The following is a 25567-nucleotide window of genomic DNA, read 5'->3' as shown; positions in this document are numbered from 1 at the left end:
GCGTCAATCTCGCATGCTTGTGGCTGTTCATCCGTTCTCCTGATCCGAGTTGCTGGGCGTGTGGAAACACCAGCATCCCAGAGCAGGGACGGATGAACAACCTTGTGGAACATCACACCTAGGGCTGCGCCTGCAGCACCCCGCCGTTGAGCTTGCGCATGCGCCCGCAGCGCGCGGCCAGCGCGGTGTCGTGCGTCACCACGATGAACGCGGTGCCGCGTTCGCGCGCCAGCTGCAGCATCAGCTCGAAGACGGTGTGCGCGGTCTCGCGGTCGAGGTTGCCGGTGGGCTCGTCGGCCAGCACGCAGGCCGGCTGGGCCACCAGCGCCCGCGCAATGGCCACCCGCTGACGCTCGCCGCCTGAAAGCTCGGCCGGCCGGTGCATCAGGCGCCGCGCCAGGCCCACGGCCTGCAGCATCTGCGCCGCCTGCTGTCGTGCGTCATGCCGCGTCATGCGCCGGATCATCAGCGGCATCGCCACGTTGTCGAGCGCGGTGAACTCCGGCAGCAGGTGGTGGAACTGATAGATGAAGCCCAGGTGCCGGTTGCGCCACACGCCCTGCTCGGCGGGGTTCATGCTCGCGAAGTCGCGGCCCATCAGCTGCACGCGGCCGGCAGTGGGCGCATCCAGCCCGCCCAGCAGGTGCAGCAGCGTGCTCTTGCCGGAACCAGAGGCGCCGACGATGGCCAGCGTCTCGCCGCGCGTCACGGCGAGGTCCACGCCCTGCAGCACGGTCACGTCGAGCCCGTCGCGGCCGCCTTCGTGGAAGCGGCGGGTCAGGCCCTGCCCTTGCAGGACGACGTCGCGCGCGGTGTTGTCGTCACTCATAGCGCAGCGCCTCCGCCGGCTGCACGCGGCTCGCACGCCAGCTCGGATACAGCGTGGCCACGAAGGCCAGCAGCAGCGAAATGATGGTGATGGGCACGATGTCGCTGCTTTGCGGGTCGCTGGGCATCTTGCTGATGAGGTAGACGCTGCTGGGCAGGAAGCTGGCGTTGAGCAGCCGCTCCAGGGCCGGCACGATGACGTCGATGTTGAATGCCACCGCCAGGCCCAGCGCCAGGCCGCCCAGCGTGCCGATGATTCCGGAGGCTGCGCCCTGCACCATGAAGATGCCCATGATGGACCGCGGGCTCGCGCCCAGCGTGCGCAGGATGGCGATGTCGGCGCGCTTGTCGGTCACCGTCATCACCAGCGTGGACACGAGGTTGAACGCCGCCACCGCCACGATCAGGGTGAGGATGATGAACATCATCGTCTTCTCGATCTTGACCGCCTCGAACCAGTTGCGGTTGGTGCGCGTCCAGTCGCGCACCCAAACGCTGCGGCCGAGCGACACCTGCAGTTCCTCAGCCACGGTGCGCGCCTGCTGCTGGTCGGACAGCTTGAGCTGCACGCCCGTCGGCCCGCCGACGCGGAAAAGCCGCGCCGCGTCGTCCAGGTGCATGAGCACCAGGCCGTTGTCGTATTCGTAGTGGCCGGCCTCGAAGGTGCCCACCACCGTCATCTGCTTGAGCCGGGGCACCACGCCGGCCGGCGTGACCTGGCCGCTGGGCGTGACGATGGTGACCTGGTCGCCTTCGCGCACTCCCAGGCCGCGTGCCAGTTCGCCGCCCAGCACCACGCCCCAGCTCCCCGGGGTCAGGCGGGCGAGCGTGGTGTCCTTCAGCTGCGCAGCCAGCGCGGTCACGGTGGCTTCATCGTCGGGGGAGATGCCGCGCACTACGGCGCCGCGCATGTCGTCGCCGCGGGCGATGAGGGCCTGCGCCGCGACGAACGGCGCCGCGCCCACCACCTGCGGATTGAGGCGAGCGGCGGCGGCCGTGGCGCGCCAGTCGGGCAGCGCACCGCCCTGCGCATCGAACACCTCGATGTGGGCGATCACCGACAGCATGCGATCGCGCACTTCCTTCTGGAAGCCGTTCATCACCGACAGCACGATGATGAGCGCGGCCACGCCGAGCGCGATGCCCAGCATGGACACGCCCGAGATGAAGGAGATGAAGCCGTTGCGGCGCCCGGTGCGGCCGGCGCGGGTGTAGCGCCAGCCGACGCGCAGCTCGTAGGGAAGGTTCATGGGGCAAGCATGCTAACCGAGGGTCGCCAACTTCAGCGGACCGGCAGCCGCTGCAGCACGCGGGTGGCATGACTGTGGGTTGCCGTGCCGGACCGGGAGACATCGATCACCTCCTCGAGCAGCGGCCTGAAGCGCGCGTCCTTCGAGCTCCCGAGCGCCTTGACCATCCACGCAACCGCGTCGTCGTTCTCGCGGCTGCTTCCGGCCTGGGGAACCACTGCGCGCAAACGCTGCGCCAACCTGTCAAGCACGACTGGCTCGAAGTCCTCGGTAAAGTGGATCCGCTTGGCCGCGATCCGCAGCAGCCTCAGATCGTCGCTGCGCAACATGTTCAGCAAGCGGTTGGTTTCGTCGGAGTATTCGGGGCGAAAGCTTCCGCGGTCGGAGATCAGGGGATTCCAACGCTCATAGCGCTCCAGGTCGGCCAGGGCGTCGCTTGCGTACCGCCTGTACATGGGCTCCTGCAGCAACATGGAAAGGGTGCCGGCGTACTTGGCCTGCCCCGAGCAGCCCAGCGCACGCATGTACCGCGCCACGCGCTCGCGCTGCAGGCGGTCCGAATTGCCCGCCGGGTAGTCCTCAAGGACTCGGCGTTCGAGCAGGTCGAACAGGCGCGGGTCGGACAAACCCATCCACGCCAGCGAAGCCGCTGCGTCAGCATGCAGCGACTGGTCGCCCTCGAAGACGCGCAGGTAGCGCTGCACGTCCTCTTCGAGCGTTGCCGCCAGGCTCGCGCTCGAAAGGCACAGTGTTGCAACGACAGCGACAAGCAGGTTTCGCATGACTCGGTTTTCGTGAAAGCAATGTTCTTGGTTCTGGAGCCGCCGGTGCTCCGGACTCGGCATTCTGACGCGGCCGGCTGGTCCGGCCGGCCCCCCGAAAGGCGGGGCGCCCGGATAATCGCCGCCCATGCACCTGATGATTCCCTTCGCGTCGTCGGCAGCGGCGCCGAACCGGCAGGCGCTGCAGGAGCCTTCGCTGCCGCACCTCGAGCGCCTGCTGGCGCTGCTGGCGCCCACCCAGCGCACGGAAGGCGATGAATACAGCCTCTCCACCCCGCATGAATGCGCGCTGGCTGCGGCTCTGGGCTTGGCCGGCGGCGATGGCCAGCTGCCCTGGGCCGCACGTGCCGCCGCGCAGGACGGCATCGTCACCGGCGACCTGGCCTGGGGCCTGCTGAGCCCGCTTCACTGGCACGTGGGCCCGGACCACATCACGATGGGTGACCCGCAGGCGCTTCGTCTCGACGAAGCGGTGTCGCGCGAGCTGATGGAAGCGCTGCGGCCGCTCTTCGAAGGCGACGGCTGGGTGCTGGTGTGGGGCGCGCCGACGCGCTGGTACGTGGCCCACGAGTCGCTGGCCGAGCTGCCCACCGCATCGCTCGACCGCGTGATCGGCCGCAACCCCGACCTGTGGATGCCCGACCGCCCGGAAGCGGCCACGCTGCGCCGCCTGATGAGCGAGGTGCAGATGCTGCTCTACCAGCACCCGGTCAACGAAACGCGCGAGGCCGCGGGCCTGCCCGCCGTCAACAGCATCTGGCTGAGCGGCTGCGGCATGCGACAGCCTGAAAGCCAAGCCGAGCCGGTGCTCGTCGACAGCCTGCGCACGCCGGCCCTGCAGGACGACTGGACCGCCTGGGCCCAGGCCTGGCAGGCCGTCGACGCCGGCCCGCTGCGCGATCTGCTGCTGCGCGCCCGGCGCGGCGAAAACGTGCAGCTCACCCTGGCCGGCGAACGCCACGCCCAGCGCTACGAGGGCTCGCCGCGCTCCTGGCTGGCCGGGCTGGCGGCGCGCTTCAAGCGCCCGTCGGTGGCCGAAGCCCTGCAAGCAATCTGACCGGATCACAACGAACCCATGAAGATCACCATCCGCGACGTGCCGCCGCGCAACGCCTGGGCGCTCGAACAGGCCGGCGTGCATCCCCTGCTGGCGCGCCTGTTCGCCGCCCGCGGCATTGCCCAGGCCGACCAGCTCGACGACTCGCTGGCCCTGCTGCTGCAGCCAACCACGCTGCATGGCGCGCAGGCGGCCGCCAGGCTGCTGGCCGACACACTGGCCGCCGGCGGTCGCATCTGCGTGGTGGCCGACTACGACTGCGACGGCGCCACCGCTTGCGCCGTGGCCCTGCGCGGGCTCAAGCTGCTGGGCGCCCGGCCGGGAACCCTGAGCTACGTGGTGCCCGACCGCGCCATCCACGGCTACGGCCTCACGCCGGCCATCGTGGACCTCGCGCGCGAGCACCGCCCCGACGTGCTGGTGACCGTGGACAACGGCATCGCGAGCCTGGAGGGCGTCCTGCACGCCCGGGCGGCGGGCATGAAGGTGCTGGTCACCGACCACCACCTGCCCGCGCTGGTGAACGACAGCATCACGCTGCCTGCAGCCGACGTGATCGTGAACCCGAACCAGCCGGACTGCGGCTTCGAGAGCAAGTGCATCGCCGGTGTCGGCGTGATGTTCTACGTGCTGCTGGCCCTGCGCGCCGAGCTGCGCGAGCGCGGCGCCTTCGCGGCGGACGCGCAACCGCGCCTGGACACGCTGCTCGACCTGGTGGCGCTGGGCACGGTGGCCGACGTGGTCAAGCTCGATGCCAACAACCGCCGCCTCGTGGCGCAGGGCTTGAAGCGGATCCGCTCGGGCCGCATGCAGCCGGGCGTGCGCGCGCTGTTCAGTGCCGCCGGGCGCGATCCGTCGCGTGCCGTGAGCTTCGACTTCGGCTTCGCGCTGGGGCCGCGCATCAACGCGGCCGGCCGGCTCGAGCAGATGACGCTGGGCATTGAATGCCTGCTCACCGACGACGAGGAGCGGGCGCGCGAACTCGCGCTGCAGCTCGACGCCATCAACCGTGAGCGGCGCGAGGTGGAAGCGGGCATGCGCGAGCAGGCCGAGGCCATGGTCGAGATGCTGATGCCCGAGGGTGAGCCGCCGGCGGCCGTGGCCATCTTCGACCCCGAGTTCCACGAGGGCGTGGTCGGCATCGTCGCGTCGCGCCTCAAGGACCGGCTGCACCGCCCGACCTTCGTGTTCGCGCTCGGCCGCGACGGGCTGCTCAAGGGCTCCGGCCGCTCCATCCCCGGCTTTCACCTGCGCGACGCGCTCGACCTCGTGAGCAAGCGCCATCCGCAGCTGCTGCGCAAGTTCGGCGGCCATGCCATGGCCGCCGGCGCCACGCTGGCCGAGGAGGACTTCGACCTCTTCGAGCAGGCCTTCGATGCGGTGGCGCGCGAGTGGCTCGACGCTGCCACGCTGACCCGCACGCTGGCCACCGACGGCCCGCTCGACGCGCAGTGGTTCGCGCCGCCGGTGGTGCAGGCGCTCGAAGCTGCCGTGTGGGGGCCGTCGTTCGATCCGCCGCTGTTTTGCGACACCGTCGATGTCGTCAGCCAGCGACTGGTGGGCGAACGGCATCTCAAGCTGACGCTGCGCCACAACGGCCAGCTGCGCGAAGGCATCTGGTTCGGCCGCTCTGAGCCGCTGCCCGGCCGCGCCCGCGTCGCCTACCGCCTGAGCCTCGATGAATTCAACGGCCAGCAGCGATTGCAGATGGTGATCGAAGGTGTCGCCGATTCGTGACAGGTCACGCGCGAAACAATTCTTTGCACGGCGCGCCGAGGCTCACCCTGTCAACACGAGTGGTGCTGCGGCGTTCAGAATGAAGCGGAGCAAACCGCATTTGGAGACATTGATGCGCCATGTTGCGTGGCTTGCCGCCGGCGTCCTGCTGACCGGCTGCGTGGTCGCCCCGCGTGCACCTCAGGCACAGCCTCACTACCCGCCGGGCAGCAGCCAGCGCGCCCCCGAAGTGCGCGAGGTTCCCAGCATCGCCGGGCGCCTGTCGGTGGCTCAGGGCGACGTGCTGATCTGGCGCACCGACGAGGACGGCGACACCGACTGGGACGACGCCGACGTCAATGACGTGGTGACCTCCCATTCGCAGCTGCGCACCGGCAACGATGGCCGCGCCGAAGTGCGCTTCGGCCCGCATGCACTGCGCCTGGACGAACATTCCGAGCTGGTGTTCGAGCAGCTCGACGACCATCACACCACCGTACGCCTCGAGCGCGGCACGCTCACCGTGCGGCTGCACAACAACGAGTTCAAGGACACGCTCACCGTGCAGAGCGGCGGCCGCAACGTGGAGCTGCGTTCGCCGGGCCGCTACCGGCTCGAAGGCAGCGAAGGCGGACCCATCCGGGTCACGAGCTTCCGCGGCGAAGCGATGGTCTACGCCGGCGGCAATTCGCTGTCGCTGCGCGAAGGTCGCTCGCTCGACATCAGCCCCGACGGCGGGCAGCTCAACTACGGCGACGCGGTGGCCACCGCCTTCGACGAGTGGTCGCTGCGCCGCGATGAACGCCTGCGCGACGCCGCCTCCACGCGGTACGTGTCGCCCTACATGACCGGCTACGAGGACCTCGATGCCCACGGCGACTGGGTCAGCGACCCCACCTACGGCACCGTGTGGGTGCCGCGCGTGGTGGTCGCCGGCTGGGCGCCCTACCGCCACGGCCGTTGGCGCTGGGTGTCCCCCTGGGGCTGGACCTGGGTGGACGAGGCGCCATGGGGCTTTGCCCCGTTCCACTATGGCCGCTGGGTGTACGTCGGCACCCGCTGGTGCTGGTGGCCGGGCGCGTATGTCGCACGTCCGGTCTACGCACCGGCCCTGGTGGGCTGGGTCGGCCGCCCGGGCTGGAGCGTCTCGGTCAACGTGGGTTCGCCGGGCTACGTGGGCTGGTACCCGCTGGCGCCCTGGCACGCCTACCAGCCGCGCTACATCAGCAGCGTGCGCTACAACGCCAGCCTCAACCAGGGGATCATCAACCGGCCGCCCGCCGGGGTGTCGATCAACACCAACATCGAGCGTGGCGGCACGGCCGTGCCGGGCCGCGGCTTCCGCGACCCGATCCGCCGCGGCGGCGCGCCGCTGGACCAGGTGACCCCGGTGCGCGAACTGCAGCCGGTGGCCCCGCCTGCCCGCATCGTGCGCGGCCCGGGCGAGCAGCGCCCGCCCCGGCCGCAGTTCGACCGCGACATCCGCATGCCCGAACGTCAGCCCGGTCAGTCGGCCGGCATCGTGCAGCTACCGCAACAGCCACCGCCGCAGCAGCCTCAGCCTCAGCCGCAGATCCAGCCGCTGCCGCAACCCCAGCCACGCGGCAATCCGCTCGAGCCGCACCCGGGGCGCGTGCAGCCGCCGCGCGCCATGCCGGTGCCCGATCCGCGGGGGCAGCAACCGGACGGCGCCGGTTGGCGCAACGGACGTGTCTGGCGCGACCGCTCTGAGCCGGAGATGACGATGCCGCGGCCCGTGCAGCCGCAGCCGCAGATGCAGCCCCAGCCGGTGCCGCAACCGCAGATGCCGCCGCGCGGCAATCCGCTCAACCAGAACCCGCCGCTCCAGGCCCAGCCCCCGGCGCGGGGGATGCCTCCACCGCAGATGCAGCCGCCTCCCCAGCCGCAGGCCCGCCCGCCGCAGGTGCAGCAACCGCCGCAGCAAGGCCAGCCCGACAAGGACTTCCGAATGCGCGGCGATCGCGGCGATCGGGGTGAGCGCGGCGAACGCGGCTCCGAGATGCGGCGCTGAACCTGCGCCGCGCGCCACGCTCAAAGGCCCGAACGCCACGTCGGGCCTTTGTGCTTTCTGAGACTCGGCTTTTCCGCCCACAACCAGAGACGGGTTGCGCCATGCCATCGACACCTGAGTCCTCCGTCACACGCCGCACCGCCCTTGCCGCGCTCAGTACCGCGTCCTTTGCGCTTGGCTTCGCGCCCACTGCCGGCGCTCAGGCAGCCAAGGTCGCCACCGTCGCGCGGGGTCTCGACCACCCGTGGGGCATGGCCTTCCTGCCCTCTTTTGCGCGCGACGGCCGGGTGCTGGTGACCGAGCGGTCAGGCCGCATGCGCCTGCTCGACATCCGCAACGGCACGGGCAGCGCGCTCGAAGGCCTGCCGCCGGTGGACGCGCGCGGACAGGGCGGTCTGCTCGACGTGGTGCTGCATCCGCAGTTCGCCGACAACGCCTGGGTCTACTGGAGCTATGCCGAGCCCGATGCGCTGGGGGGCAACAGCACCGCGGTGGCCCGCGGGCGGCTCGACGGGACCCGGCTGCGCGACGTGCAGGTGGTCTTCCGCCAGGCCCCGAAGTTCGCGAGCACCTACCACTTCGGTTCGCGCCTCGTGTTCGCCCGCGACGGCCGCCTCTTCGTCACCCTGGGCGACCGCAATTCCCGCCGCGACGACGCCCAGGTGCTGTCCAACCACCACGGCAAGATCGTGCGCATCGAGGCCGACGGCAGCGTGCCGCGCGACAACCCCTTCGTCGGCCAGGCCGATGCCCGCCCCGAGATCTGGAGCCTGGGTCACCGCAACGTGCAGGGTGCCGCCCTGCACCCCGCCACGGGCGAGCTGTGGACCCATGAGCACGGCCCGCAGGGCGGCGACGAGGTCAACGTGGCCGAGGCCGGCAAGAACTACGGCTGGCCGGTCATCACCTACGGCGCCGAATACGGCAGCGGCCGCAAGATCGGCGAAGGCACCCACAGGGCTGGCATGGAACAGCCGCTCACCTACTGGGTGCCGTCGATCGCGCCGTCCGGCATGGCCTTCGTCACCGGCAACCGCTACCCCGGCTGGCAGGCCAGCCTCGTGGTCGGGGCACTGCGCGGCCAGTTGCTGGCGCGCCTTCAGCTCGAGGGCCGCAAGGTGGTCCGGCAGGAGCGCCTGCTCACCGGCCTGGGCGAGCGCATCCGCGACGTGCGGCAGGGGCCGGACGGCTGGCTCTATCTGCTGACCGACAGCGACGATGGACGCCTGTTGCGCCTGGATACCTGAAGGTTGCAATGAGTTGCTGACCTCACAGGGTCTGTCATCACCGGGTGAACATCGAAACGCCTAGAGTCCTGTAACAGCGGAGCCGGGGCAACCACGACGTGATGACACGGTGAAGTCCATGAACGACAACGACATGCCTCGTACGGCACTGGCGCAGCGACGCGCCAGCCTGCAGCGTCTGTTCGGCTTGTGGCTGGCCACGAGCAGCGTGCTGGCCGCCTGCGGAGGCGGTGGAGACGACAGCCCGGCGCCCTCGCCGCCCTCGCCCAACCCGCCGCCACCGCCCCCCGGCCCGCCCAAGGCCACCACCCTCTACGGCAGCCTCTCGAGCCCGTGGGGCATGGCCTTCCTGCCCGACGGGCGGATGCTCGTCACACAGAAGGCCGGCAGCATGGTGATCCTGAGCGCCGATGGCACCAGCCAGTCGGCCACCGTGACCGGCGTGCCGGCGGTGGTGTCGGCCGGCCAGGGAGGGCTGCTCGACGTGGCGCTCGACCCGGACTTCGCGACCAACCAGCTCGTCTACATCACCTACTCGGAAGCCGGCACCGGCGCCGATGCCGGCAAGGCCGGCACCGCGGTGGCGCGGGCGCGGCTGGTCAACAACGAGTTGCAGAACCTCGAGCGCATCTTCCAGCAGGTGCCCAAGGTCGAAGGCGACGCCCATTTCGGCAGCCGCCTCGCCTTCCGGGGCGACGGCACCCTGTTCGTCACGCTCGGCGAGCGCCAGCTCGGGGCGCCGGCGGTGGACCTCACCGGCCTGCTCGGCAAGGTGGTGCGCATCAACCGCGACGGCACCGTGCCGACCGGCAACCCGAACCTCGGCACCCAGGCACGGCCCGAGATCTGGAGCTACGGCCACCGCAATCCGCAAGGCGCGGCCATCCACCCCACCACCGGCGAGCTGTGGATCAACGAACACGGCCCGCAAGGCGGCGACGAGCTCAACCGGGTGCAGCCCGGCCTCAACTACGGCTGGCCGCTGCGCAGCTACGGCTGCAACTACGGCGACCCGGTAGGCACCGCCTGCGCCATCGGCGGCGGCACCCATGCGCCGCAGTTCGCCGAGCCGGTGTCGTACTGGGTGCCCACCTCGATAGCGCCGGCGGGGCTCATCTTCTACACCGGCGACAAGTTCCCCGAATGGGAGGGCAACGCGATGTTCGGTGCCCTGGCCGGCACCGCGCTGTGGCGGGTGGCGCTCAACGGCAACGCAGAAGCCTCGCGTGAGGAGCTGTTCGCCAGCCTGGGCGAACGCATCCGCTGCGTGAAGCAGGGCCCGGACGGCTGGATCTACCTGCTCACCGACAGCGGCAAGCTGATCCGCATCGATCGATAGCAGCCGCCTGCCTGTCCGGCCTCCCGGCGAGGCAGTGCCCCCAGGGCGCCGCGCCCGGGGGCCGGCTCCTAGAATGCATGCGTGAACGCCCCCGCTCCCCTCGCCTCCCCCCTCAACGCAGACCTGCACTGCCATTCCAACGTGTCGGACGGCACGCTGAGTCCGCAGCAAGTGGCGGCGCGCGCGGCCGCCAACGGCGTGCAGCTGTGGGCCTTGACCGACCACGACGAGATCGGCGGCCAGCATGCCGCCCGTGAAGCCGCGCTGGCCCTGGGCATGAGCTACCTGAGCGGCGTGGAGATCTCGGTCACCTTCGCCGGCGAGACGGTGCACATCGTCGGACTTGGCATCGACATCGACGACCCGCAGCTGGCCAGCGGCCTCGATGCCACCCGCGGCGGGCGCGAGCGCCGGGCGCGCGAAATGGCCGAAAGCCTTGCCAAGGCCGGCATTCCCGGCACCTATGCAGGCGCCCTCAAGTACGTGGGCAACCCCGACCTCATTTCGCGCACCCACTTCGCCCGCTACCTGGTCGAGATCGGCGTGTGCGATTCGACGCCGGAGGTGTTCAGGCGCTACCTCACCGAAGGCAAGCCCGGCTTCGTGCCCCACCGCTGGGCCGGCCTGGGCGATGCGGTGCGCTGGATCACCCAGTCGGGCGGCCTGGCGGTGGTGGCCCACCCGGGGCGCTACAAGTTCACCCCCACCGAGGAATACGCCCTCTTCACCGAGTTCAAGGCCCACGGCGGCCGCGGCGTCGAGGTGGTGACCGGCAGCCACAGCAGCGCCGATGCGGCGAAGTACACCGGCACCGCGCTCGAGTTCGACCTGCTGGCCTCGCGCGGCTCGGACTTCCACGCACCCACCGAAAGCCGAATCGACCTCGGCACCCTCCCTCCGCTGCCCGCACAGCTCACCCCCGTGTGGGAAGCGCTCGCCGAGCGCATCGCGCGTCCGTGATGCACCCGGGCTGGCGGCGCTCGCGCCCGGCGCTGGGCATCGCGCTGATCCTCATGATGGCGCTGTGCTTCGCCACGCTGGACACCAGCGTGAAGTACCTCGGCGCCTTCCTGCCGGTGCTCGTGATCCTGTGGTCCCGCTACGCATTCCAGGCACTGGTGATGGGCGTGTGGCTCGCATGGAAGCGGCTGCGCAGCGGCGAGCACCTGTTCCGCGCCGCCCACCCGAAGTTCCAGGCGGTGCGCGGCGCGCTGCTGCTGTCGACCAGTTCCCTGTCGTTCTACGGGCTGCAGCACATGCCGGTGGCCGAGTTCACCGCGGTGGCCATGCTCACGCCGGTGGTGGTGACGCTGCTGGCCGCCGCAGTGATGCGCGAGCACGTGTCGCTGCCCCGCTGGGCCCTGGTGCTGGGCGGGTTCGGCGGCGCCCTGATCATCATCCGCCCCGGCAGCGGCCTGTTCGGCTGGGCGGCGGCCTTTCCGCTGGCGCTGGCCTGCGCCTACGGCGTGTTCCAGGTGCTCACCAGCCGGCTCGCGTCGCTGGAGCATCCGCTGACCACCCACTTCTACACCGGGCTCGTGGGCACCGTGGCGCTCTCGCTCGCGCTGTGGCTGAGCCCGGTGGACATCCTGCCGCCGCTGCGGCAGGCCAGCAGCCTGCAATGGGCGCTGCTGGTGCTCATCGGCGCCATGGGCACGGTGGGGCACCTCTTCCTCATCCTGGCGCTCGGCGTGGCTCCCATGTCGGTGCTGATGCCGTTCACCTATACGCAAATCGCCTGCGCCATGGGCGTGAGCTGGCTGGTGTTCCGCCACGTGCCCGACGGCTTCGCGCTGCTGGGCATGCTGGTCATCGCCGCCTGCGGCGCCGCCTCGGTGTGGCTCAACGTGCGCGAGGCGGCAGCCCGCCGTGCGCCCGACTCGGTGGTGGCCGCCGACGCGGCGGTCGGGGACTGACACCCGCCCCCGCCGGTGACCAAAGTCTCTGCGTCCCGCCAGGGTCGTTGCATTCCTTGCGCGATGAGCGCCGAATCCGGGTATTCCGTTTGCTTGCACCTGAAGTGCCATGTTCAGCCCGACCCTCGTTCCCGCCGGCCCCGCGCCGGCCCTGCCGCTGCCCGCGGGGGTGGAGGCTGGGTTCGGGCTGCCCAAATGGCGCCGCAAACGCCGCAGCGAAAATGCCTCCATGGCCCAGTTCTTCGAAGTCCACCCCGACAACCCGCAAGGCCGGCTGCTGAAGCAGGCTGGGCAGATCCTGCACGGCGGCGGCATCGTCGCCATCCCCACTGATTCGAGCTATGCGCTGGTGTGCCACATCGACGACAAGGGAGCGGCCGAGCGGCTGCGGCAGTTGCGCCAGGTCGACGAGAAGCACCATCTCACGCTGCTGTGCCGCGACCTGTCCGAACTGGCCAGCTACGCGCGGGTCGACAACCGCCAGTACCGGCTGCTGAAGCACGCCACACCGGGGCCCTACACCTTCATCCTCGAGGCCACGAAGGAAGTGCCCCGCCGCGTGTCGCATCCGTCGCGCCGCACCATCGGCCTTCGGGTGCCCGACCACCGTGTCACGCAGGAGCTGCTCGCGCTGTTCGGGCAGCCGCTGCTGGCCACCACACTGATCGGCCCGGGCGAGGAAGAGCCGATGAACGACCCGGTCGAGATCCGGGCCCGGTTCGAGAAGCAGATCCAGGCGGTCGTCGATGCCGGTGCCTGCCCGATGGAGCCCACCACCGTGGTGGATCTCACGCACGACGAGCCGGTGCTGGTGCGCCTGGGCCGGGGCGATCCTGCGACACTCGGGCTTGGTTCCACTGAATGACCTGCCCGATGCCCAGCAGCAGCAACAACAACAACGCGTCGATCACCCTGCGCTTCCTTGCCGAACCGAGCACCGTCAACTTCGGCGGCAAGGTGCATGGCGGCACCGTCATGAAGTGGATCGACGAAGCCGGCTATGCCTGCGCCACCAGCTGGGCCAAGCGCTACTGCGTGACGGTCTACGTGGGCGGCATCCGCTTCCACCGGCCCATCATGATCGGCGACCTGGTCGAGGTGGAAGCCAGGCTCGTGTGCACCGGCAGCACCAGCATGAACATCGCCGTCGAGGTGCGCTCGGGCGACATGAAAGGCGGCGGGCTGCACACCACCACCGAATGCCTGATCGTCTTCGTGTCGGTCGATTCGCACGGCCGGCCGCTGCCGGTGGAGCCCTTCGCGCCCGAGTCGCCCGAAGCTCAGGCGCTGGCCGAGAAGGTGAAGGCACAGCTGGCCGCTTCGCGCGGCAGCTGAAGCACAGGCCGTCAGACGGCCGCCGTCGCCACCACCTCGATCTTCCAGTCGGGCTTGCCGAGGCGGGCCTGCACCGTGGCCCGCGGCGGCGTGTGGCCGGGGGCGACCCAGGCGTCCCACACGGCATTCATGCCTTCGAAGTCGGCCAGGTCGGCCAGGAAGATCTGCACCATCAGCAGCCGGGTCTTGTCGGTGCCGGCGCGCGCCAGCAGCGCGTCGACGCAGGCCAGCACCTGGGCCGTCTGGCCGCGGATGTCCTGCGTGGCGTCTTCGGGCACCTGCCCGGCGAGGTAGGCCACGCCGTTGTGCACCGCCATTTCCGACAGCCGCGCGCCCACGTCGAAGCGTTGCACTGCGCTCTTGCTCATCACTTGGCTCCCTTGGTCTTGGTGCCGGGCGCGGCGCCGTGCGCCTTCTGCCCCAGCTTGCTTTCGGTGCCCGCCAGCAGCTTCTGGATGTTGGCCGAGTGGCGCCAGATGAGCAGCAGGCTCATCACCACGATGGCCGCGGCCAGGGGGCCCGCGCCCCAGATCAGCAGCTGATAGAGCGGCGCGAGCGCGGCCGCCGCCAGGGCGGCGAGCGACGAATAGCGGAAGACGAAGGCCACGACGATCCAGGTGGCCAGCGTCGCGAGGCCCAGCCACACATTGAAGGCGAGCAGCACGCCGGCCGCCGTGGCCACACCCTTGCCGCCTTCGAACTTGAAGAACACCGGCCACAGGTGGCCCAGGAAGGCCGCCAGTCCGACCATGGCCACGGTGCCCTCGCCCAGCCCGAAACGCGGCCCGTAGAACTGCACCAGCAGCACCGGCACGACACCCTTCAAGGCATCGAACACCAGCGTCAGGATGGCCGCTTTCTTGTTGCCCGAGCGCAGCACGTTGGTCGCGCCGGGGTTCTTGGAACCATAGCTGCGCGGATCGGCCAGGCCGAACACGCGGCTCACGATGACGGCAAACGACAGCGAGCCGATCAGGTAGGCGGCCAGCACCGCCAGCAGGGAAAGCAGGGTTTCGTTCATGGCGCGATCGCGAAGAAGGCGCGGCAGTTTACTGCCGGCGCTCCGCGCGCCTCACGGGGAAGTTCCCCACATCACCTCGAGCTCGTAGCCCATCGACGCGGCCAGCCCGTCGAGGTCGGGGAACACCGTGGCATAGGTGATGTTCATGCGGTAGAGCGCGTGCATCGCGCGCTCGCGCAGGCCCTTGGGCAGCACGATCTTCTTCAGCAGCGCCGCCGGCGGGCCGTAGTGGCTGAGCACCTCGTCGAGCGTGAGGTCGAGCCGCCCCGGCACGACGAACAGGCCGGCCTGCGCGACCAGCCGGCGGTCCATCTCGGCCGGCTCGCCGAACCACAGCACCGGGTGCACGTTGGGGGCGAAGTAGCGCTCGAAGTTGCGGCCCACGCGCGGGTCGATCTTGTCGCGGGTGAGGCTCGCATCGAAGCCCGGCGTGGCGCTCCACAACGCGCGGGTGTTGAGCGCGAACACGCAGGCGTCCTGCATGGCGCGCTCCAGCGCGAAGAAGGAGGCGACGAAGGGCGACTTGGTGAAGTCCAGCAGGCGCGTCGGCGCGCCATGGTGCTGCATCAGCGCCAGGCAGCGCAGCGTGTCTGTCACCACCTCGCGGTCGCTCAGGTAGTTGTGAGCCTTGCGACGGAAGATGCGCACCGCGCGCTCCTCGCGCTGCGGCCACTGGTCCTCGTCAGGACAGAACGCCTGCAGCCTTCGGGTGAGCGAGCTCACCAGCGGCCAGTCGGCATGCGTCTGGCCGCGGAAGGCCCAGCCGTCGAGCTCGTCGGTGCACGACTGGAAGTCTTCCCAGCTTTCGACGGTGATGACTTCCATGGTCCGCACTCCTGTGGTGTGGTTCAGGACGCCGCGCAGCGCACCGCACGCGCGCCGAGCAGCGTGCTCAGCACCTGCGGCGCCAGGCCCACGAGGTAGCCGCGGCGGCCGCCGTTGATGTAGATCTTCTCGAGTTCGAGCACGCTGTGTTCCACATACACCGGCATCTCCTTGCGGGTGCCGAAGGGCGAGGTGCCGCCCACCAGGTAGCCGCTGTGCCGCTGCGCCACCTCGGGCGCGCACGGCTCCACCTTCTTGCAGCCGATCTCGCGCGCGAGGTTCTTCAGGCTCACCTGGCAATCGCCGTGCATGAGCACGATGAGCGGCCTGGCGCTCTCGTCTTGCATCACGAGCGTCTTCACCACGTGATGCTCGTCCACCCCGAGCTGGCGCGACGACTCGGCCGTGCCGCCGCGATCGACGTAGTCGTAGAGGTGCTCGGTGAAGGCCACCTTCTCGCGGCGCAGCAACTGCGTGGCGGGGGTTTCGCTGGCGTGGTCTTTCCGGGCCATGGCGCTCACTGGGCTGGGTCGCGGTGCTGCCAGCGGATCGCGTCGATGCCGGCCAGCAGCTCGGGCGACAGCTTCGTGCCCCAGGCCTGGATGTTCTCGTCGAGCTGGGCCCGGCCGGTGACGCCGATGATGGTGCTGGCCACGCTCCAGCGCGTGTAGCAGAAGGCCAGCGCCATACGCGCCGGCGTGAGGCCGTGCTCGCGCGCCAGGGCGTTGTAGCGCCGCGCCGCGGCCAGCGATTCCGCCCGGCCCCAGCGCTGCTTCCTGAACTGCTCGAACAGGGCCATGCGTCCGGGCTGCTGCCCGGGCGTGTCGAGACCGACGTCGTCGTACTTGCCGGTCAGCAGGCCGAAGCCCAGCGGCGAATACGCGAGCAGCGATACGTGCGAGCGATACAGCGCCTCGTCGAGGCCGTTGTCCACCACACGGTTGATGAGGCAGTAGGCGTTCTGCACGCTCACCACCCGGGGCAGGCCATGCTGCTCGGCCACCCGCACGAATTCCAGCAGGCCGTAGGGCGTTTCGTTGGACAGGCCGATGTGGCGCACCTTGCCGGCCTTCACCAGCGTGGCCAGCGCCTCGAGCTGCTCGTGCACCGAGGTGTATTCGGAATCCTTGGACGGGTCGAAATACAGCGCGCCGAAGCTGGGCGCGTTGCGCACCGGCCAGTGGATCTGGTAGAGGTCGATGCGGTCGGTCTGCAGGCGCTTCAGGCTGGCGTCGCAGGCGGCCACGATGTCGGTGGCGGTCACGTTGCTGGCGCCGCCGCGCACCCAGTTCAGTCCGCGTGCCGGGCCGGCCACCTTGCTGGCGAGCACCACCTGCTCGCGCCGGCCGGGATTGCGGGCGAACCAGTTGCCGATGATGGCCTCTGTGGCGCCATAGGTCTCGGCCCGCGCCGGCACCGAGTACATCTCGGCGGTGTCGATGAAGTTGATGCCGCGATCGACCGCATGCGAAAGCAGCTCGTGGGCCTGCGCTTCGGCCACCTGTTCGCCGAAGGTCATGGTGCCCAAGCAGATGCGGCTGACCTTGAGGTCGCTCGCGCCCAGAGTGGTGTGGTCCATGGAAGGGAGGAGTGGAGGGTTGCGGCGCAGAGTTTGCCGCAAGCGCCCGGCGCGGGTCGGCGCTCAGCCGGGGTTGCCGCAGGCGGGCAGAGGTTTCGGCAGGTCCTTCCACATCTCGTCGATGTCGGCCTCGTCGAGCATGAGCACGTCGCCCGGGTCGGCAGCCCAGCGCAGCCAGGCCGAGACCCGCAGGCGCTTCGAACCGACAACGCCGTCGCGGCACAGCTGGGGATGCAGCTTCAGCGTCAGGCTGTTCTTCTTGCCCCCCTGGCCCGCCGACGCCGGCTGCTGCTGCTTCCAGGCCCGGGCCTGCTCGCGCAAGGCCCGCACCCGCGCAACGTCGGCATCCGACAACCGCAGCGCCACCCAGTGGCCCTGCCGGCCGCCCGCCGGCGGCAGCGCGGCACCCGCCGGCGGCACCGGCCGCATCCACAGGCGCTGCTCGAGCACCTCGCCGGTGGCACCGCGCTCGAGCTTCAGGTCGAGGGCCACGCCCTCGCCCTCGAGCTGCACCCCCTGCGGCAGCAGCGCCGCGGCCCGCAGCTGGGCGGGGTCGAAGGTTTCCATGTCGAACTGCCGCAAGGCCCAAAGCGAACGCAGCGGCAACTGGGTGCAGCCGGCGGCCAGCAGCAGCACGGCCAGGGTCATCGCCAGGCACAGCAAGGCCACGGCACGGCGGATTTCTGACTTGTCCACGAATCTTCCTTGACGATCAGTTTTTATCGTTTTACATTAATTTTTGTCTGAAGTACAGCAACACTCGCCATGAACACAGCCGCCCCCCTATCCGCCCCGGCCGCCCCCGCCGGCCTGCTGCACATGCGCCGCACTGCGCTGGGTGTGCGGCTGCTGGTGGCCTGGGCCGCATTGGCACTCGTGGCACTGCCCGCCGCCTTGTTGATGAGCCCGGACTTCCTGGCGCTGGTGGCCCTGCGCGTGCCCGGGCTCGAGCACCGCACGGTCGACCCCACGCCGGCCACCCGCTCCCTCGCGGCGGCGGCCCTGCTGCCGGTGCTGCTCGTGTCCTGGTTCGGGCTGTGGCAGGTGTGGCAGCTGTTCGGCGGCTATGCGCGCGGCGAGGTGTTCACCACCGCCGCCGCGCTGCGCCTGCGGCGCCTTGCGCTGGTGCTGATGTCGCTGTGCCTGGTGAAGCCGCTCACCGGCGCGCTCATGTCGGTGGCCCTCACCTTCAACAGCCCGCCGGGGCAGCGCCTGCTCGCCGTGGGCCTGTCGAGCGACGACTACCTGACGCTGCTGATGGGTGCGGTGCTGCTGGCGATCGCCAGCGTCATGCGGGAAGCGGTGCGGCTGGCGGCCGAGAACGCCGAGTTCGTCTGAGCGACCGCCATGCCCATCGTGGTGAATCTCGACGTGATGCTGGCCCGCCGCAAGATGCGATCGCGCGAGCTGGCCGAGCAGATCGGCATCACCGAGCAGAACGTTTCGCTGCTCAAGAGCGGCAAGGTGCGCGGCGTGCGCTTCGACACGCTGGCGCGCATCTGCGAAGTGCTGCAATGCCAGCCGGGCGACCTGCTGGAATATCGCCCCGGCCCGCAGCCGGCCGCGCCGGACACCGACGCCTGAGCGCCTGGCTTGGCTCTTGTGCTGCCCTCAGGCGTGCGCCGTGCCGGCGGCCGCCGCCGCGCGCGCTTCTTCCTGCTGGCGCAGCACCCGCCGCAGCACCTTGCCGGTGGTCGTCATCGGCAGGGCGTCGATGAACTCGATCTCCTTCGGGTACTCGTAAGGCGCGAGCTTGCCGCGCACATGCTGCTGCAGCTCTTCGACCAGCTGCTGCGTGCCGGTGAAGCCCGGCGACAGCACCACATAGGCCTTGACCAGGGCGCCGCGCTCCCTGTCGGGCTTGGGCACCACCGCCGCATTGGCCACCGCGGGGTGCCTGACCAGGCAGTTCTCGATCTCGCTGGGCCCGATGCGGTAGCCCGCCGCCTTGAAGACGTCGTCGCTGCGGCCCTGGTACCAGAGATAGCCGTCTTCATCCATCACCGCCGTGTCGCCGGTGCGGCACCAGGAGTTCCTCGGGTCGCCTGTGAACTTGGCCGCGGTGGCGCCTTCGTTCTTCCAGTAGCCCACGAAAAAGATCGGATCAGGTTCGCCATGCACGTCGAGCCGGTGCAGCGCCACGTCGCCCGGCGTCCCGCGCGGGCATTCGTTGCCGTCGTCGTCGATCACCGCCACCCGGTGGCCGGGATAGGGACGCCCCATGCTGCCGGGGCGGGCCGGCCAGCCGACGCCCCGCGAGCCGTCGCCGTTCATCGCGCAGTTGCCGACGATGTAGTTCATCTCGGTCTGGCCGAACATCTCGTTCACGGTGATGCCGAGCTGCGCGCGGCACCAGTCGAACACCGCATCACCCACCGCCTCGCCGGCGCTCATCAGGGCACGCAACTTCAAGTCGTAGCGCCTGCGCGGCTCGGGCACGGCTTTCATCATGGCCTTGAGCGCGGTGGGGAACAGGAAGCTGTGCGTCACGCCGTGGCGCTGCATCAGGTCGAAGGCGCGCTGCGCATCGAAGCGCCCCTGGTAGGCCACGATGGGCTTGCCGAAATAGAGCACCGGCAGCAGCGCATCCATCAGCCCGCCGGTCCAGGCCCAGTCGGCCGGGCTCCAGAACACCGCGTCCTCCTGCGGATACCAGTTCTGTGAACACACGAAACCCGGCAGGTTGCCGATGAGCGCGCGGTGCGGAATGAGCGCGCCCTTCGGCGGCCCGGTGGTGCCGCTGGTGTAGATGAGCACCGCCCCCTCGTCGGCCCGGGTGTCCACCCCGGCATAGAAGGCCGGCTCGCGCGCAAGCAGCGTGGTCCAGTCCGCGTCGCCCCGCCCAGCGGCGCCGCCCACCGCAATGACCTGTGCGAGGGCCGGGCAGCGGGCCCGCGCCGCACGCAGGTTGTCGATGGAGGTCTCGTCGGCGATGGCCACCACCGCCTCGCTGTTCTGCAGCCGGTACTCCAGTGCATCGGGGCCGAACAGCATCGACAGCGGCATCGATACCGCGCCCATCTGGTGGATGGCGATGTGCGCCACCGCGGTCTCGATGCGTTGCGGCATCACGATGGCCACCCGGTCGCCGCGCTCCACGCCCAGCCGCTCGAGCGCATGCGACAGCCGGCTGGCCTGCGCCTGCAGCTCGCCATAGGTGATGCTCGCGGTGCGCCCGTCTTCGTGCTCGTAGAACACGGCGGTGGCGCGCGCCGACTTCGCATCGCGGGCCCAGCGGCCGCAGCAGGCGTCGGCCATGTTGAACAGGGCCGGCACATGCCAGCGGTAGTCGCGGTGCATGCGGGCATGGTGGTCGGGCTGCTGCGGCATCGCGGCGGTCTTGTTGTCGTTCAAGGCTGTCTCCTCGGCTGCATGCTAGCCTCGCGTGGCTTCCAAGAACCTGAAAGTTTCCCTATATGCCCCTGCACGTGGACCTGGGCGCGCCGCTGCGCCGCGACACCGCCATCGAGCGCCTGCGCGAGCAGGGTTTCTGCACCCTCACCCCGGCCGCCCTGAGCAGCCTGGCCGCGGTGCCGCCGGCCGAACTGGACGCGATGAAGCCCTTCTGGGACGACCTGCCGCCCGATGCGCACCTGAAGGACGGCGGCCGCTACCGCTACCGCCGCCACAGCTGCTTCGTGCAGGACATCGCGCCGACCGCCCTTGCACAGACGCCGCACCGCGCGCATTGGCAGCCCACCACCTACAACGCGCTGCATGGCGGCATGGAGCGCTGGTTCGAGCCCATGGACCCGGCGCTGTCGGCCATGCCGGCCTGGCAGCGGCTGGTGCAGAGCCTGGGGGCCTTGTTCGCCCAGGTGTCGGGTCAGGACCGCTGGTTCATCGAGGCGCACCCGTTCCGCATCGACACGACCGACGGCGTTGGCCGGCCCACGCCGGAAGGCGCACACCGCGACGGTGTCGACTTCGTGGCGGTGGTGCTGATCGGCCGGCACGGCGTGCGCGGCGGCGAATCCCGCGTGTTCGATGCACAAGGCCCGATGGGCGTGCGCTTCACGCTGGAGCAGCCCTGGACGGCACTGCTGCTCGACGACACCCGGGTGATCCATGAGAGCACGCCGATCCAGCCGGAAGGCGAGCGCGGCTGGCGCGACACGCTGGTGCTCACCTACCGGGCGGGTGGCTTCCAGACGCCCGGCTCCTAACGCTTGGCCTGTTCGAGCATGCCGCGGTAGCGGGCCGCGCGCGTCGCATCTCCCCTGGCCTCGTACAGCGCCGCCAGCTCCTCGTACACATAGGGGTCGGTTTCGCCCGCCGCCTGCCACTGGGCCTCGAGCTCCAGCTGCCGCGCCAATGCTTCATCGGTGCGCCCCAGCAGGCGCAGCGTGTGCGCCACCATCCATCGCGCGATGCGGACGGTGTTGGGCTTGCCCGTGCGCTCGTGGGCGGCCAGCGCCTGCTCGAATGCGGCCAGCGCCTCGGCATGGCGGCCGGCTTCGTTCAAGGCCACGCCCAGGTTGTTCCAGGCCCCGGCCTCCCAGTGCCGGGCGGCCGGGTCGCCGGCCCCGCTCGCGTACTGCGCGGTGCGGCGGTTCCACTCCACCTGACCTTCGAGGCTGCTTTCGACCAGCGCGACCATGTGCAGCGCGTCGCCCGCCAGGTATTCGAGCCCGGCCGCATCGGCCCTTTCGAAGGCCTGCATGAACAGCGGACGCGCCAGCGCCGGCTGCTTGGCCGAGCGCAGCGTGCGGCCGCGTTCGAGCAGCGCCCGCACCTTCGCTTCGGCACCGGCCGCGGCCAGCTGCGGCTCGATGGCATCGAGTTCGGCATGGGCCTCGTCGATGCGGCCGCGCAGGCTGAAGGTGCGCGCGATCTGGGTGCGCAGCACCAGCACGTCGTCGCCCGAGGCCTCCGCCAGCGCCTCGCGAAACCGCTGTTCGCTCAGCCCGGGCCGCTCGTAGTCCCACATCGAGTTCACGTCCAGCGCCATTGCCCGTCCTCCTCCCACGGCAGCCAGCAAACAAGCGGCGAAAGCGGCTGCCTTCACCGCTCACCCGCGTGCAAAAGCGTCCAGCGTCTCGCCCGTCATGCGGCAGATGCGCCAGTCGGGCAGCACCGTGGCGCCCATCTTTTCGTAGAAGCGGATCGCCGGCTCGTTCCAGTCGAGCACGCTCCATTCGAAACGGCCGCAGCCGCGTTCGACGGCAAGCCTGGCCAGCGCCTGCAGCATCGCGCGGCCGATGCCGAGCTGGCGGTGCTGGGGCAGCACGAACAGGTCTTCGAGGTACAGGCCCGGCCGGCACAGGAAGGTCGAGAAGTTGGTGAAGTACAGCGCGAAGGCGACCACCGATCCGTCGGCCACTTCGGCAACCATCGCCTCGACCACCGGCTTGTCGCCGAACAGGTGCAGCGCCAGCTTCTCGGGCGTGGCGTCGAACAGGTGGGTGAGCTTTTCATAGTCGGCCAGCGCGGCGATCAGGCACACCAGGTCCGGCAGGTCGCGCGGCTCGGCGGCGCGCAGGGTGTAGTCGGTTGCTTGGGTCATGCGTGCATTCTGGCGGACCGCCGCTGGTGACGCCGGCGGGACACAAAAAACGCACCACACCCCTATAGTCGCCGCATGCAGTCCGAGCCCACCTACACCGCCCACCGCCGCGCGGCCTCGCGATTCGTGCCCGTGCGGGGCCTGCGCTACCACGTGCTGACCTGGGGCGCGCCGGAACGGGCCCCCCCCGAGCGGCCGCCGCTGGTCATGCTGCACGGCTGGATGGACGTGGCCGCCTCGTTCCAGTTCGTGGTGGATGCCCTGGCGCAGGACCGCCACGTCATCGCGCCGGACTGGCGCGGCTTCGGCCTCACAGAGGCGCCGGCCGCCGACAGCTACTGGTTCCCCGACTACCTGGGCGACCTCGAAGCCCTGCTCGACGCGTTGCTGCCCGGGCATCAGGCCATCGACCTGCTGGGCCACAGCATGGGGGGCAACGTGGCGATGATGTATGCCGGCATCCGGCCGGCACGCATCCGCAGGCTGGTCAACCTCGAAGGCTTCGGCATGCCGCAGACCCGGCCGGCCGAGGCGCCGCGGCGCTATGCGCAATGGCTCGACGAGCTGAAGGAACCGCAGCGCCTGCGCGACTACGACAGCCTGGCCGCCGTGGCCGAGCGGCTGCGGCAGAACAACCCGCGGCTGTCGCCGCAACGGGCCGCCTGGCTGGCCCCGCACTGGTCGCGCGAGGAGGAAGGCGGCCGCTGGAGCATCCTCGGCGACCCGGCGCACAAACGGACCAACCCGGTGCTCTACCGCGTGGAGGAAGTGCTCGCCTGCTGGGCGCAGATCCAGGCGCCGGTGCTGTGGGTGGAGGGCGATGCCACCGACGTGAGCAAGTGGTGGGGCAACCGATACCCGCGCAGCGAGTTCGACGAACGGCTGGCGGTGGTGCGCCGCGTCGAGCGGCACGTGCTGGCCGACGCCGGCCACATGCTGCATCACGACCAGCCGGAAGTGCTGGCGCGGCGGCTGGAAGCGTTCCTCGCCTGACCGGATCCGCTCGCGGTCAATACGCTCGCGGTCAATACGCGAGCTTGGCGTACACCGTCTTGCGCGACGCCTCGCGCGCCTGCCCGAGCGTGCGGATGCCGCGCTCGGCCAGCAGCGGCAGCAGCTTCACGAACACCTCGGCGGTCACCAGGGCATCGCCCTGCGCGGTGTGGCGCCCCATCACCTCCACGCCCAGGCGGCGGGCGATCTCCTCGAGACGGTGCTCGGCATCGGCATGGCCGGGGTGCACCAGCGCCGAGAGCATCAGCGTGTCCAGCACCGGCTGCACGAAGCGCACGCCGGTCTGCGCCTCCTTCAGTTGCAGGAAGCGCATGTCGAAGGCGGCGTTGTGCGCCACCAGCACGGTGTCTTCGGCGAAGCGGTGGAAGGCCGGCAGCACCTGCTCGATGACCGGCTGCCCGGCGAGCATGGCCGACGAGATGCCATGCACCCGCTGCGACTCGGCACGTACCGGCCGGCGCGGGTTCACCAGCTGCTCGAAGGTCTCGTGCCGGAGCAGCCGGCCGTTGACGATGCGCACCGCGCCGATGGAGATGATCTCGTCGCCGCCCGACGGGTCGAGGCCGGTGGTCTCGGTGTCGAACACGGTGTACGCGAGCGCCGACAGCGGCTGCCCGTCGAGCTCGGGCGTCTGCCCCGGCTGGCTGAAGAGGTCGAAGTCGTAGTACACCGGCCGCTCCTGGACCGGCGGCGCAGCGGCCGGGGCGGCACTCTCGGGCGGAAGCGCGGGCAGCTGCACGCACAGCTGGTTCTCGCCCCGGGCCGGGTCGCTGCGGCACCACCATTCGCCGCCGTGCCGTGCAAGCACCTCCTTCAGCGTGGCGGCCGGCTGCTCGATGGAGAACGGCTGCATTTCCCAGGCCCGCAGCGCCTCGGAGGCGAGCGCCGGTCCCTTCCAGCGCAGCGACAGGCGCACATGCCGCCCCTCGGCGGCCATGTCGATCTCGACATGGCGCACATGGTGGGCCGACGTGATGTTGCCCATCACGTGGGTGAGTGCCTGCACCAGCGCATGACTGTCGACGGTGAGCCACAGCGGCGGCTGCGGCTCGCGCACATGGGCCGCCACGCCGACGCTGTTCTTGAAGTTGCGCTGCAGCGCAAAGGCCAGGTCGCCGGCCTGCATGTCCTCGAGCGGCCAGTAAGCCAGCGAGTCCGCCGCCACCGCGGCCGACTCGTCGAGCCGCAGCGACAGCCGCTCGGCTTCGTCGAGGATCACCGCGGTGAAGCGCTCGCGATGCGCGGCGTCCATGTCCGGGTACTGCTCGATGGTTTCCGCCGCCGCGCGGATGTTGGCCAGCGGCGCGCGAGTGCCCTCGGTGAGCTGGCGCAGCAGCTGGTCGCGCCGGCCGTCGGCCTCCACCGCCCGCGTGATGTCCTCGAGCACCAGCACGAAGCCGTCGAGCTTGCGCTCGGCGCCGAGCACCGGCGCCATCGTGGCGCGCAGCAGCTGCCCGTCGCGCAGCGTGACGAAGTGGGCCACTGCGCGCGGCACCTGCTGCTCGAGGCGGTGAGTCACCTGCTCCAGCGCATGCACGACCACTCCCTTGTCGAGGATGCCGAAGATGGAGCGCCCGAGGCCCACCGGCGAAGCGCTCGACGCCGGGCCGCCCGGCGCCAGCAGGCGCGCGGCCTGCGCGTTGTAGAGCAGCACCCGGCCCTCGGCGTTGCACACGATCACGCTTTGCGCGAGCTCGGACATCAACGCCGCCAGGCGGTTCTTTTCCTGCAGCAGGTGGGCGCCCGACAACGCGATGCGCGTCTCCACCTCGGTGCGCAGCGCCTCATGGTCCTGCGCGAAGGCATTGACGGCCGACGCGAGCCGCTGCATCTCCGGCCCGCCTTCGGCGCCCACTCGATGCGCCGGGTTCACCGTGTGGATGATGCGCAGCTCCGCCGCCAGCCGCGCGGCGGCACCGGGGTAGGCCATGAACCACCAGCGCAGCGCGGCCCCCACCGCAAACGGCAGCAGCAGCGCCAGCAGGGTGAAGAGCATGAGGCGCGGCCGCAGCATGGCCGCAAGCGCCTGCCGCTCCGGCTCGTCGAGGTCAAGCCACAAGGCCGCGCCCGCCAGCAGCAGTACGGCGAAGACAAAGGCACAGCACGCCGCCAGCCAGAGC

26 protein-coding genes are annotated in these 25567 nt (G+C 70.3%); 13 read left to right on the top strand and 13 right to left on the bottom strand.

The annotated features are described in order from the left end of the window. Positions 1 to 118: 118 nt before the first annotated feature. Genes lolD through E8D38_RS13105 form a run of 3 tightly spaced genes read right to left on the bottom strand, consistent with a single transcriptional unit; the run spans position 119 to position 2860 of the window. The gene (gene lolD, locus E8D38_RS13115) at positions 119 to 829 is read right to left on the bottom strand and encodes a lipoprotein-releasing ABC transporter ATP-binding protein LolD (protein ID WP_140630873.1); all 711 of its coding nucleotides are present in this window, start codon (positions 827 to 829) and stop codon (positions 119 to 121) included. Continuing rightward, on the bottom strand, positions 822 to 2078 hold the full coding sequence (locus E8D38_RS13110) for a lipoprotein-releasing ABC transporter permease subunit (RefSeq protein ID WP_140630869.1): 1257 nt from the start codon (positions 2076 to 2078) through the stop codon (positions 822 to 824). The genes lolD and E8D38_RS13110 overlap by 8 nt, the downstream gene beginning before the upstream one ends. A 32-nt stretch (positions 2079 to 2110) precedes the next feature. Further along, positions 2111 to 2860 (bottom strand): hypothetical protein, encoded by a 750-nt coding sequence (locus E8D38_RS13105; protein ID WP_140630863.1) that lies wholly within the window; start codon positions 2858 to 2860, stop codon positions 2111 to 2113. Between the two features lie 127 nt (positions 2861 to 2987). Between E8D38_RS13105 and E8D38_RS13100 the strand changes: the two genes are divergently transcribed. The 9 genes from E8D38_RS13100 to E8D38_RS13060 all read left to right on the top strand — a co-directional run bounded on the left by E8D38_RS13100 (position 2988) and on the right by E8D38_RS13060 (position 13502). Next, positions 2988 to 3917: a hypothetical protein gene (locus E8D38_RS13100; protein WP_140630859.1), complete on the top strand. Its 930-nt coding sequence runs from the start codon at positions 2988 to 2990 to the stop codon at positions 3915 to 3917. Between the two features lie 18 nt (positions 3918 to 3935). Beyond that, on the top strand, positions 3936 to 5654 hold the full coding sequence (gene recJ, locus E8D38_RS13095; RefSeq protein ID WP_140630856.1) for a single-stranded-DNA-specific exonuclease RecJ: 1719 nt from the start codon (positions 3936 to 3938) through the stop codon (positions 5652 to 5654). Positions 5655 to 5766: 112 nt separating this feature from the next. Then, positions 5767 to 7665, top strand: a complete 1899-nt coding sequence (locus E8D38_RS13090; RefSeq protein ID WP_181179112.1) for a DUF6600 domain-containing protein — start codon at positions 5767 to 5769, stop codon at positions 7663 to 7665. Positions 7666 to 7766: 101 nt separating this feature from the next. Further along, complete coding sequence (locus E8D38_RS13085) at positions 7767 to 8912, top strand: PQQ-dependent sugar dehydrogenase (RefSeq protein WP_140630848.1); 1146 nt, start codon at positions 7767 to 7769, stop codon at positions 8910 to 8912. A 118-nt stretch (positions 8913 to 9030) separates the two neighbouring features. Further along, the gene (locus tag E8D38_RS13080; protein WP_140630846.1) at positions 9031 to 10251 is read left to right on the top strand and encodes a PQQ-dependent sugar dehydrogenase; all 1221 of its coding nucleotides are present in this window, start codon (positions 9031 to 9033) and stop codon (positions 10249 to 10251) included. A gap of 81 nt (positions 10252 to 10332) precedes the next feature. After that, complete coding sequence (locus E8D38_RS13075; RefSeq protein WP_140630842.1) at positions 10333 to 11211, top strand: 3',5'-nucleoside bisphosphate phosphatase; 879 nt, start codon at positions 10333 to 10335, stop codon at positions 11209 to 11211. Continuing rightward, positions 11211 to 12167 carry a DMT family transporter gene (locus E8D38_RS13070; protein ID WP_140630839.1) on the top strand — a complete coding sequence of 319 codons (957 nt, stop codon included), beginning with the start codon at positions 11211 to 11213 and terminating at the stop codon, positions 12165 to 12167. Before E8D38_RS13075 ends, E8D38_RS13070 begins: the two co-directional genes overlap by 1 nt. A 229-nt stretch (positions 12168 to 12396) precedes the next feature. Further along, positions 12397 to 13032, top strand: a complete 636-nt coding sequence (locus E8D38_RS13065) for an L-threonylcarbamoyladenylate synthase (protein WP_140630835.1) — start codon at positions 12397 to 12399, stop codon at positions 13030 to 13032. An 8-nt stretch (positions 13033 to 13040) separates the two neighbouring features. Next, on the top strand, positions 13041 to 13502 hold the full coding sequence (locus tag E8D38_RS13060; protein WP_140630828.1) for an acyl-CoA thioesterase: 462 nt from the start codon (positions 13041 to 13043) through the stop codon (positions 13500 to 13502). Positions 13503 to 13513: 11 nt separating this feature from the next. On the opposite strand, the gene E8D38_RS13055 is transcribed toward E8D38_RS13060, so the two are convergent. The 6 genes from E8D38_RS13055 to E8D38_RS13030 all read right to left on the bottom strand — a co-directional run bounded on the left by E8D38_RS13055 (position 13514) and on the right by E8D38_RS13030 (position 17623). Next, on the bottom strand, positions 13514 to 13870 hold the full coding sequence (locus E8D38_RS13055; RefSeq protein WP_140630823.1) for a RidA family protein: 357 nt from the start codon (positions 13868 to 13870) through the stop codon (positions 13514 to 13516). After that, complete coding sequence (plsY, locus tag E8D38_RS13050) at positions 13870 to 14523, bottom strand: glycerol-3-phosphate 1-O-acyltransferase PlsY (protein WP_140630819.1); 654 nt, start codon at positions 14521 to 14523, stop codon at positions 13870 to 13872. The genes E8D38_RS13055 and plsY overlap by 1 nt, the downstream gene beginning before the upstream one ends. Positions 14524 to 14574: 51 nt before the next feature. Next, entirely contained in the window at positions 14575 to 15348 is a 774-nt protein-coding gene (locus E8D38_RS13045; RefSeq protein WP_140630816.1) for an FRG domain-containing protein, read from the bottom strand. Between the two features lie 23 nt (positions 15349 to 15371). Then, the gene (gene ybaK / locus E8D38_RS13040) at positions 15372 to 15860 is read right to left on the bottom strand and encodes a Cys-tRNA(Pro) deacylase (RefSeq protein ID WP_140630813.1); all 489 of its coding nucleotides are present in this window, start codon (positions 15858 to 15860) and stop codon (positions 15372 to 15374) included. 5 nt (positions 15861 to 15865) lie between these two features. Next, positions 15866 to 16927 (bottom strand): aldo/keto reductase, encoded by a 1062-nt coding sequence (locus tag E8D38_RS13035; RefSeq protein ID WP_140630809.1) that lies wholly within the window; start codon positions 16925 to 16927, stop codon positions 15866 to 15868. Between the two features lie 63 nt (positions 16928 to 16990). Beyond that, the gene (locus E8D38_RS13030) at positions 16991 to 17623 is read right to left on the bottom strand and encodes a hypothetical protein (protein ID WP_140630805.1); all 633 of its coding nucleotides are present in this window, start codon (positions 17621 to 17623) and stop codon (positions 16991 to 16993) included. 69 nt (positions 17624 to 17692) lie between these two features. Here E8D38_RS13030 and E8D38_RS13025 point away from each other — a divergent pair, with 69 nt between their 5' ends. Further along, positions 17693 to 18265 carry a DUF2975 domain-containing protein gene (locus E8D38_RS13025; RefSeq protein WP_140630801.1) on the top strand — a complete coding sequence of 191 codons (573 nt, stop codon included), beginning with the start codon at positions 17693 to 17695 and terminating at the stop codon, positions 18263 to 18265. Positions 18266 to 18274: 9 nt separating this feature from the next. After that, positions 18275 to 18511 carry a helix-turn-helix domain-containing protein gene (locus E8D38_RS13020; protein ID WP_140630798.1) on the top strand — a complete coding sequence of 79 codons (237 nt, stop codon included), beginning with the start codon at positions 18275 to 18277 and terminating at the stop codon, positions 18509 to 18511. A 27-nt stretch (positions 18512 to 18538) separates the two neighbouring features. On the opposite strand, the gene E8D38_RS13015 is transcribed toward E8D38_RS13020, so the two are convergent. After that, complete coding sequence (locus tag E8D38_RS13015) at positions 18539 to 20257, bottom strand: acetate--CoA ligase (protein ID WP_140630910.1); 1719 nt, start codon at positions 20255 to 20257, stop codon at positions 18539 to 18541. An 86-nt stretch (positions 20258 to 20343) separates the two neighbouring features. Between E8D38_RS13015 and E8D38_RS13010 the strand changes: the two genes are divergently transcribed. After that, positions 20344 to 21093, top strand: coding sequence for a 2OG-Fe dioxygenase family protein (locus E8D38_RS13010; RefSeq protein ID WP_140630793.1), 750 nt, complete (start codon positions 20344 to 20346; stop codon positions 21091 to 21093). Here the strand turns inward: E8D38_RS13010 and E8D38_RS13005 are convergent. Then, the gene (locus tag E8D38_RS13005; protein WP_140630788.1) at positions 21090 to 21878 is read right to left on the bottom strand and encodes a tetratricopeptide repeat protein; all 789 of its coding nucleotides are present in this window, start codon (positions 21876 to 21878) and stop codon (positions 21090 to 21092) included. The genes E8D38_RS13010 and E8D38_RS13005 overlap by 4 nt on opposite strands. A gap of 60 nt (positions 21879 to 21938) precedes the next feature. Further along, positions 21939 to 22433 carry a GNAT family N-acetyltransferase gene (locus E8D38_RS13000; RefSeq protein WP_140630785.1) on the bottom strand — a complete coding sequence of 165 codons (495 nt, stop codon included), beginning with the start codon at positions 22431 to 22433 and terminating at the stop codon, positions 21939 to 21941. A gap of 75 nt (positions 22434 to 22508) precedes the next feature. Between E8D38_RS13000 and E8D38_RS12995 the strand changes: the two genes are divergently transcribed. Beyond that, positions 22509 to 23426 carry an alpha/beta fold hydrolase gene (locus E8D38_RS12995; RefSeq protein ID WP_140630782.1) on the top strand — a complete coding sequence of 306 codons (918 nt, stop codon included), beginning with the start codon at positions 22509 to 22511 and terminating at the stop codon, positions 23424 to 23426. Between the two features lie 31 nt (positions 23427 to 23457). Here E8D38_RS12995 and E8D38_RS12990 read toward each other — a convergent pair whose 3' ends face one another. Further along, positions 23458 to 25506: a 3'-5' exonuclease gene (locus E8D38_RS12990; protein ID WP_219851737.1), complete on the bottom strand. Its 2049-nt coding sequence runs from the start codon at positions 25504 to 25506 to the stop codon at positions 23458 to 23460. Between the last annotated feature and the right edge of the window lie 61 nt (positions 25507 to 25567).

Origin of the sequence: Methylibium rhizosphaerae, assembly GCF_006386545.1 — a bacterium.
Lineage (GTDB): Bacteria > Pseudomonadota > Gammaproteobacteria > Burkholderiales > Burkholderiaceae_C > Pseudorivibacter > Pseudorivibacter rhizosphaerae.
This window is presented reverse-complemented; position numbering and strand designations above follow the sequence as displayed.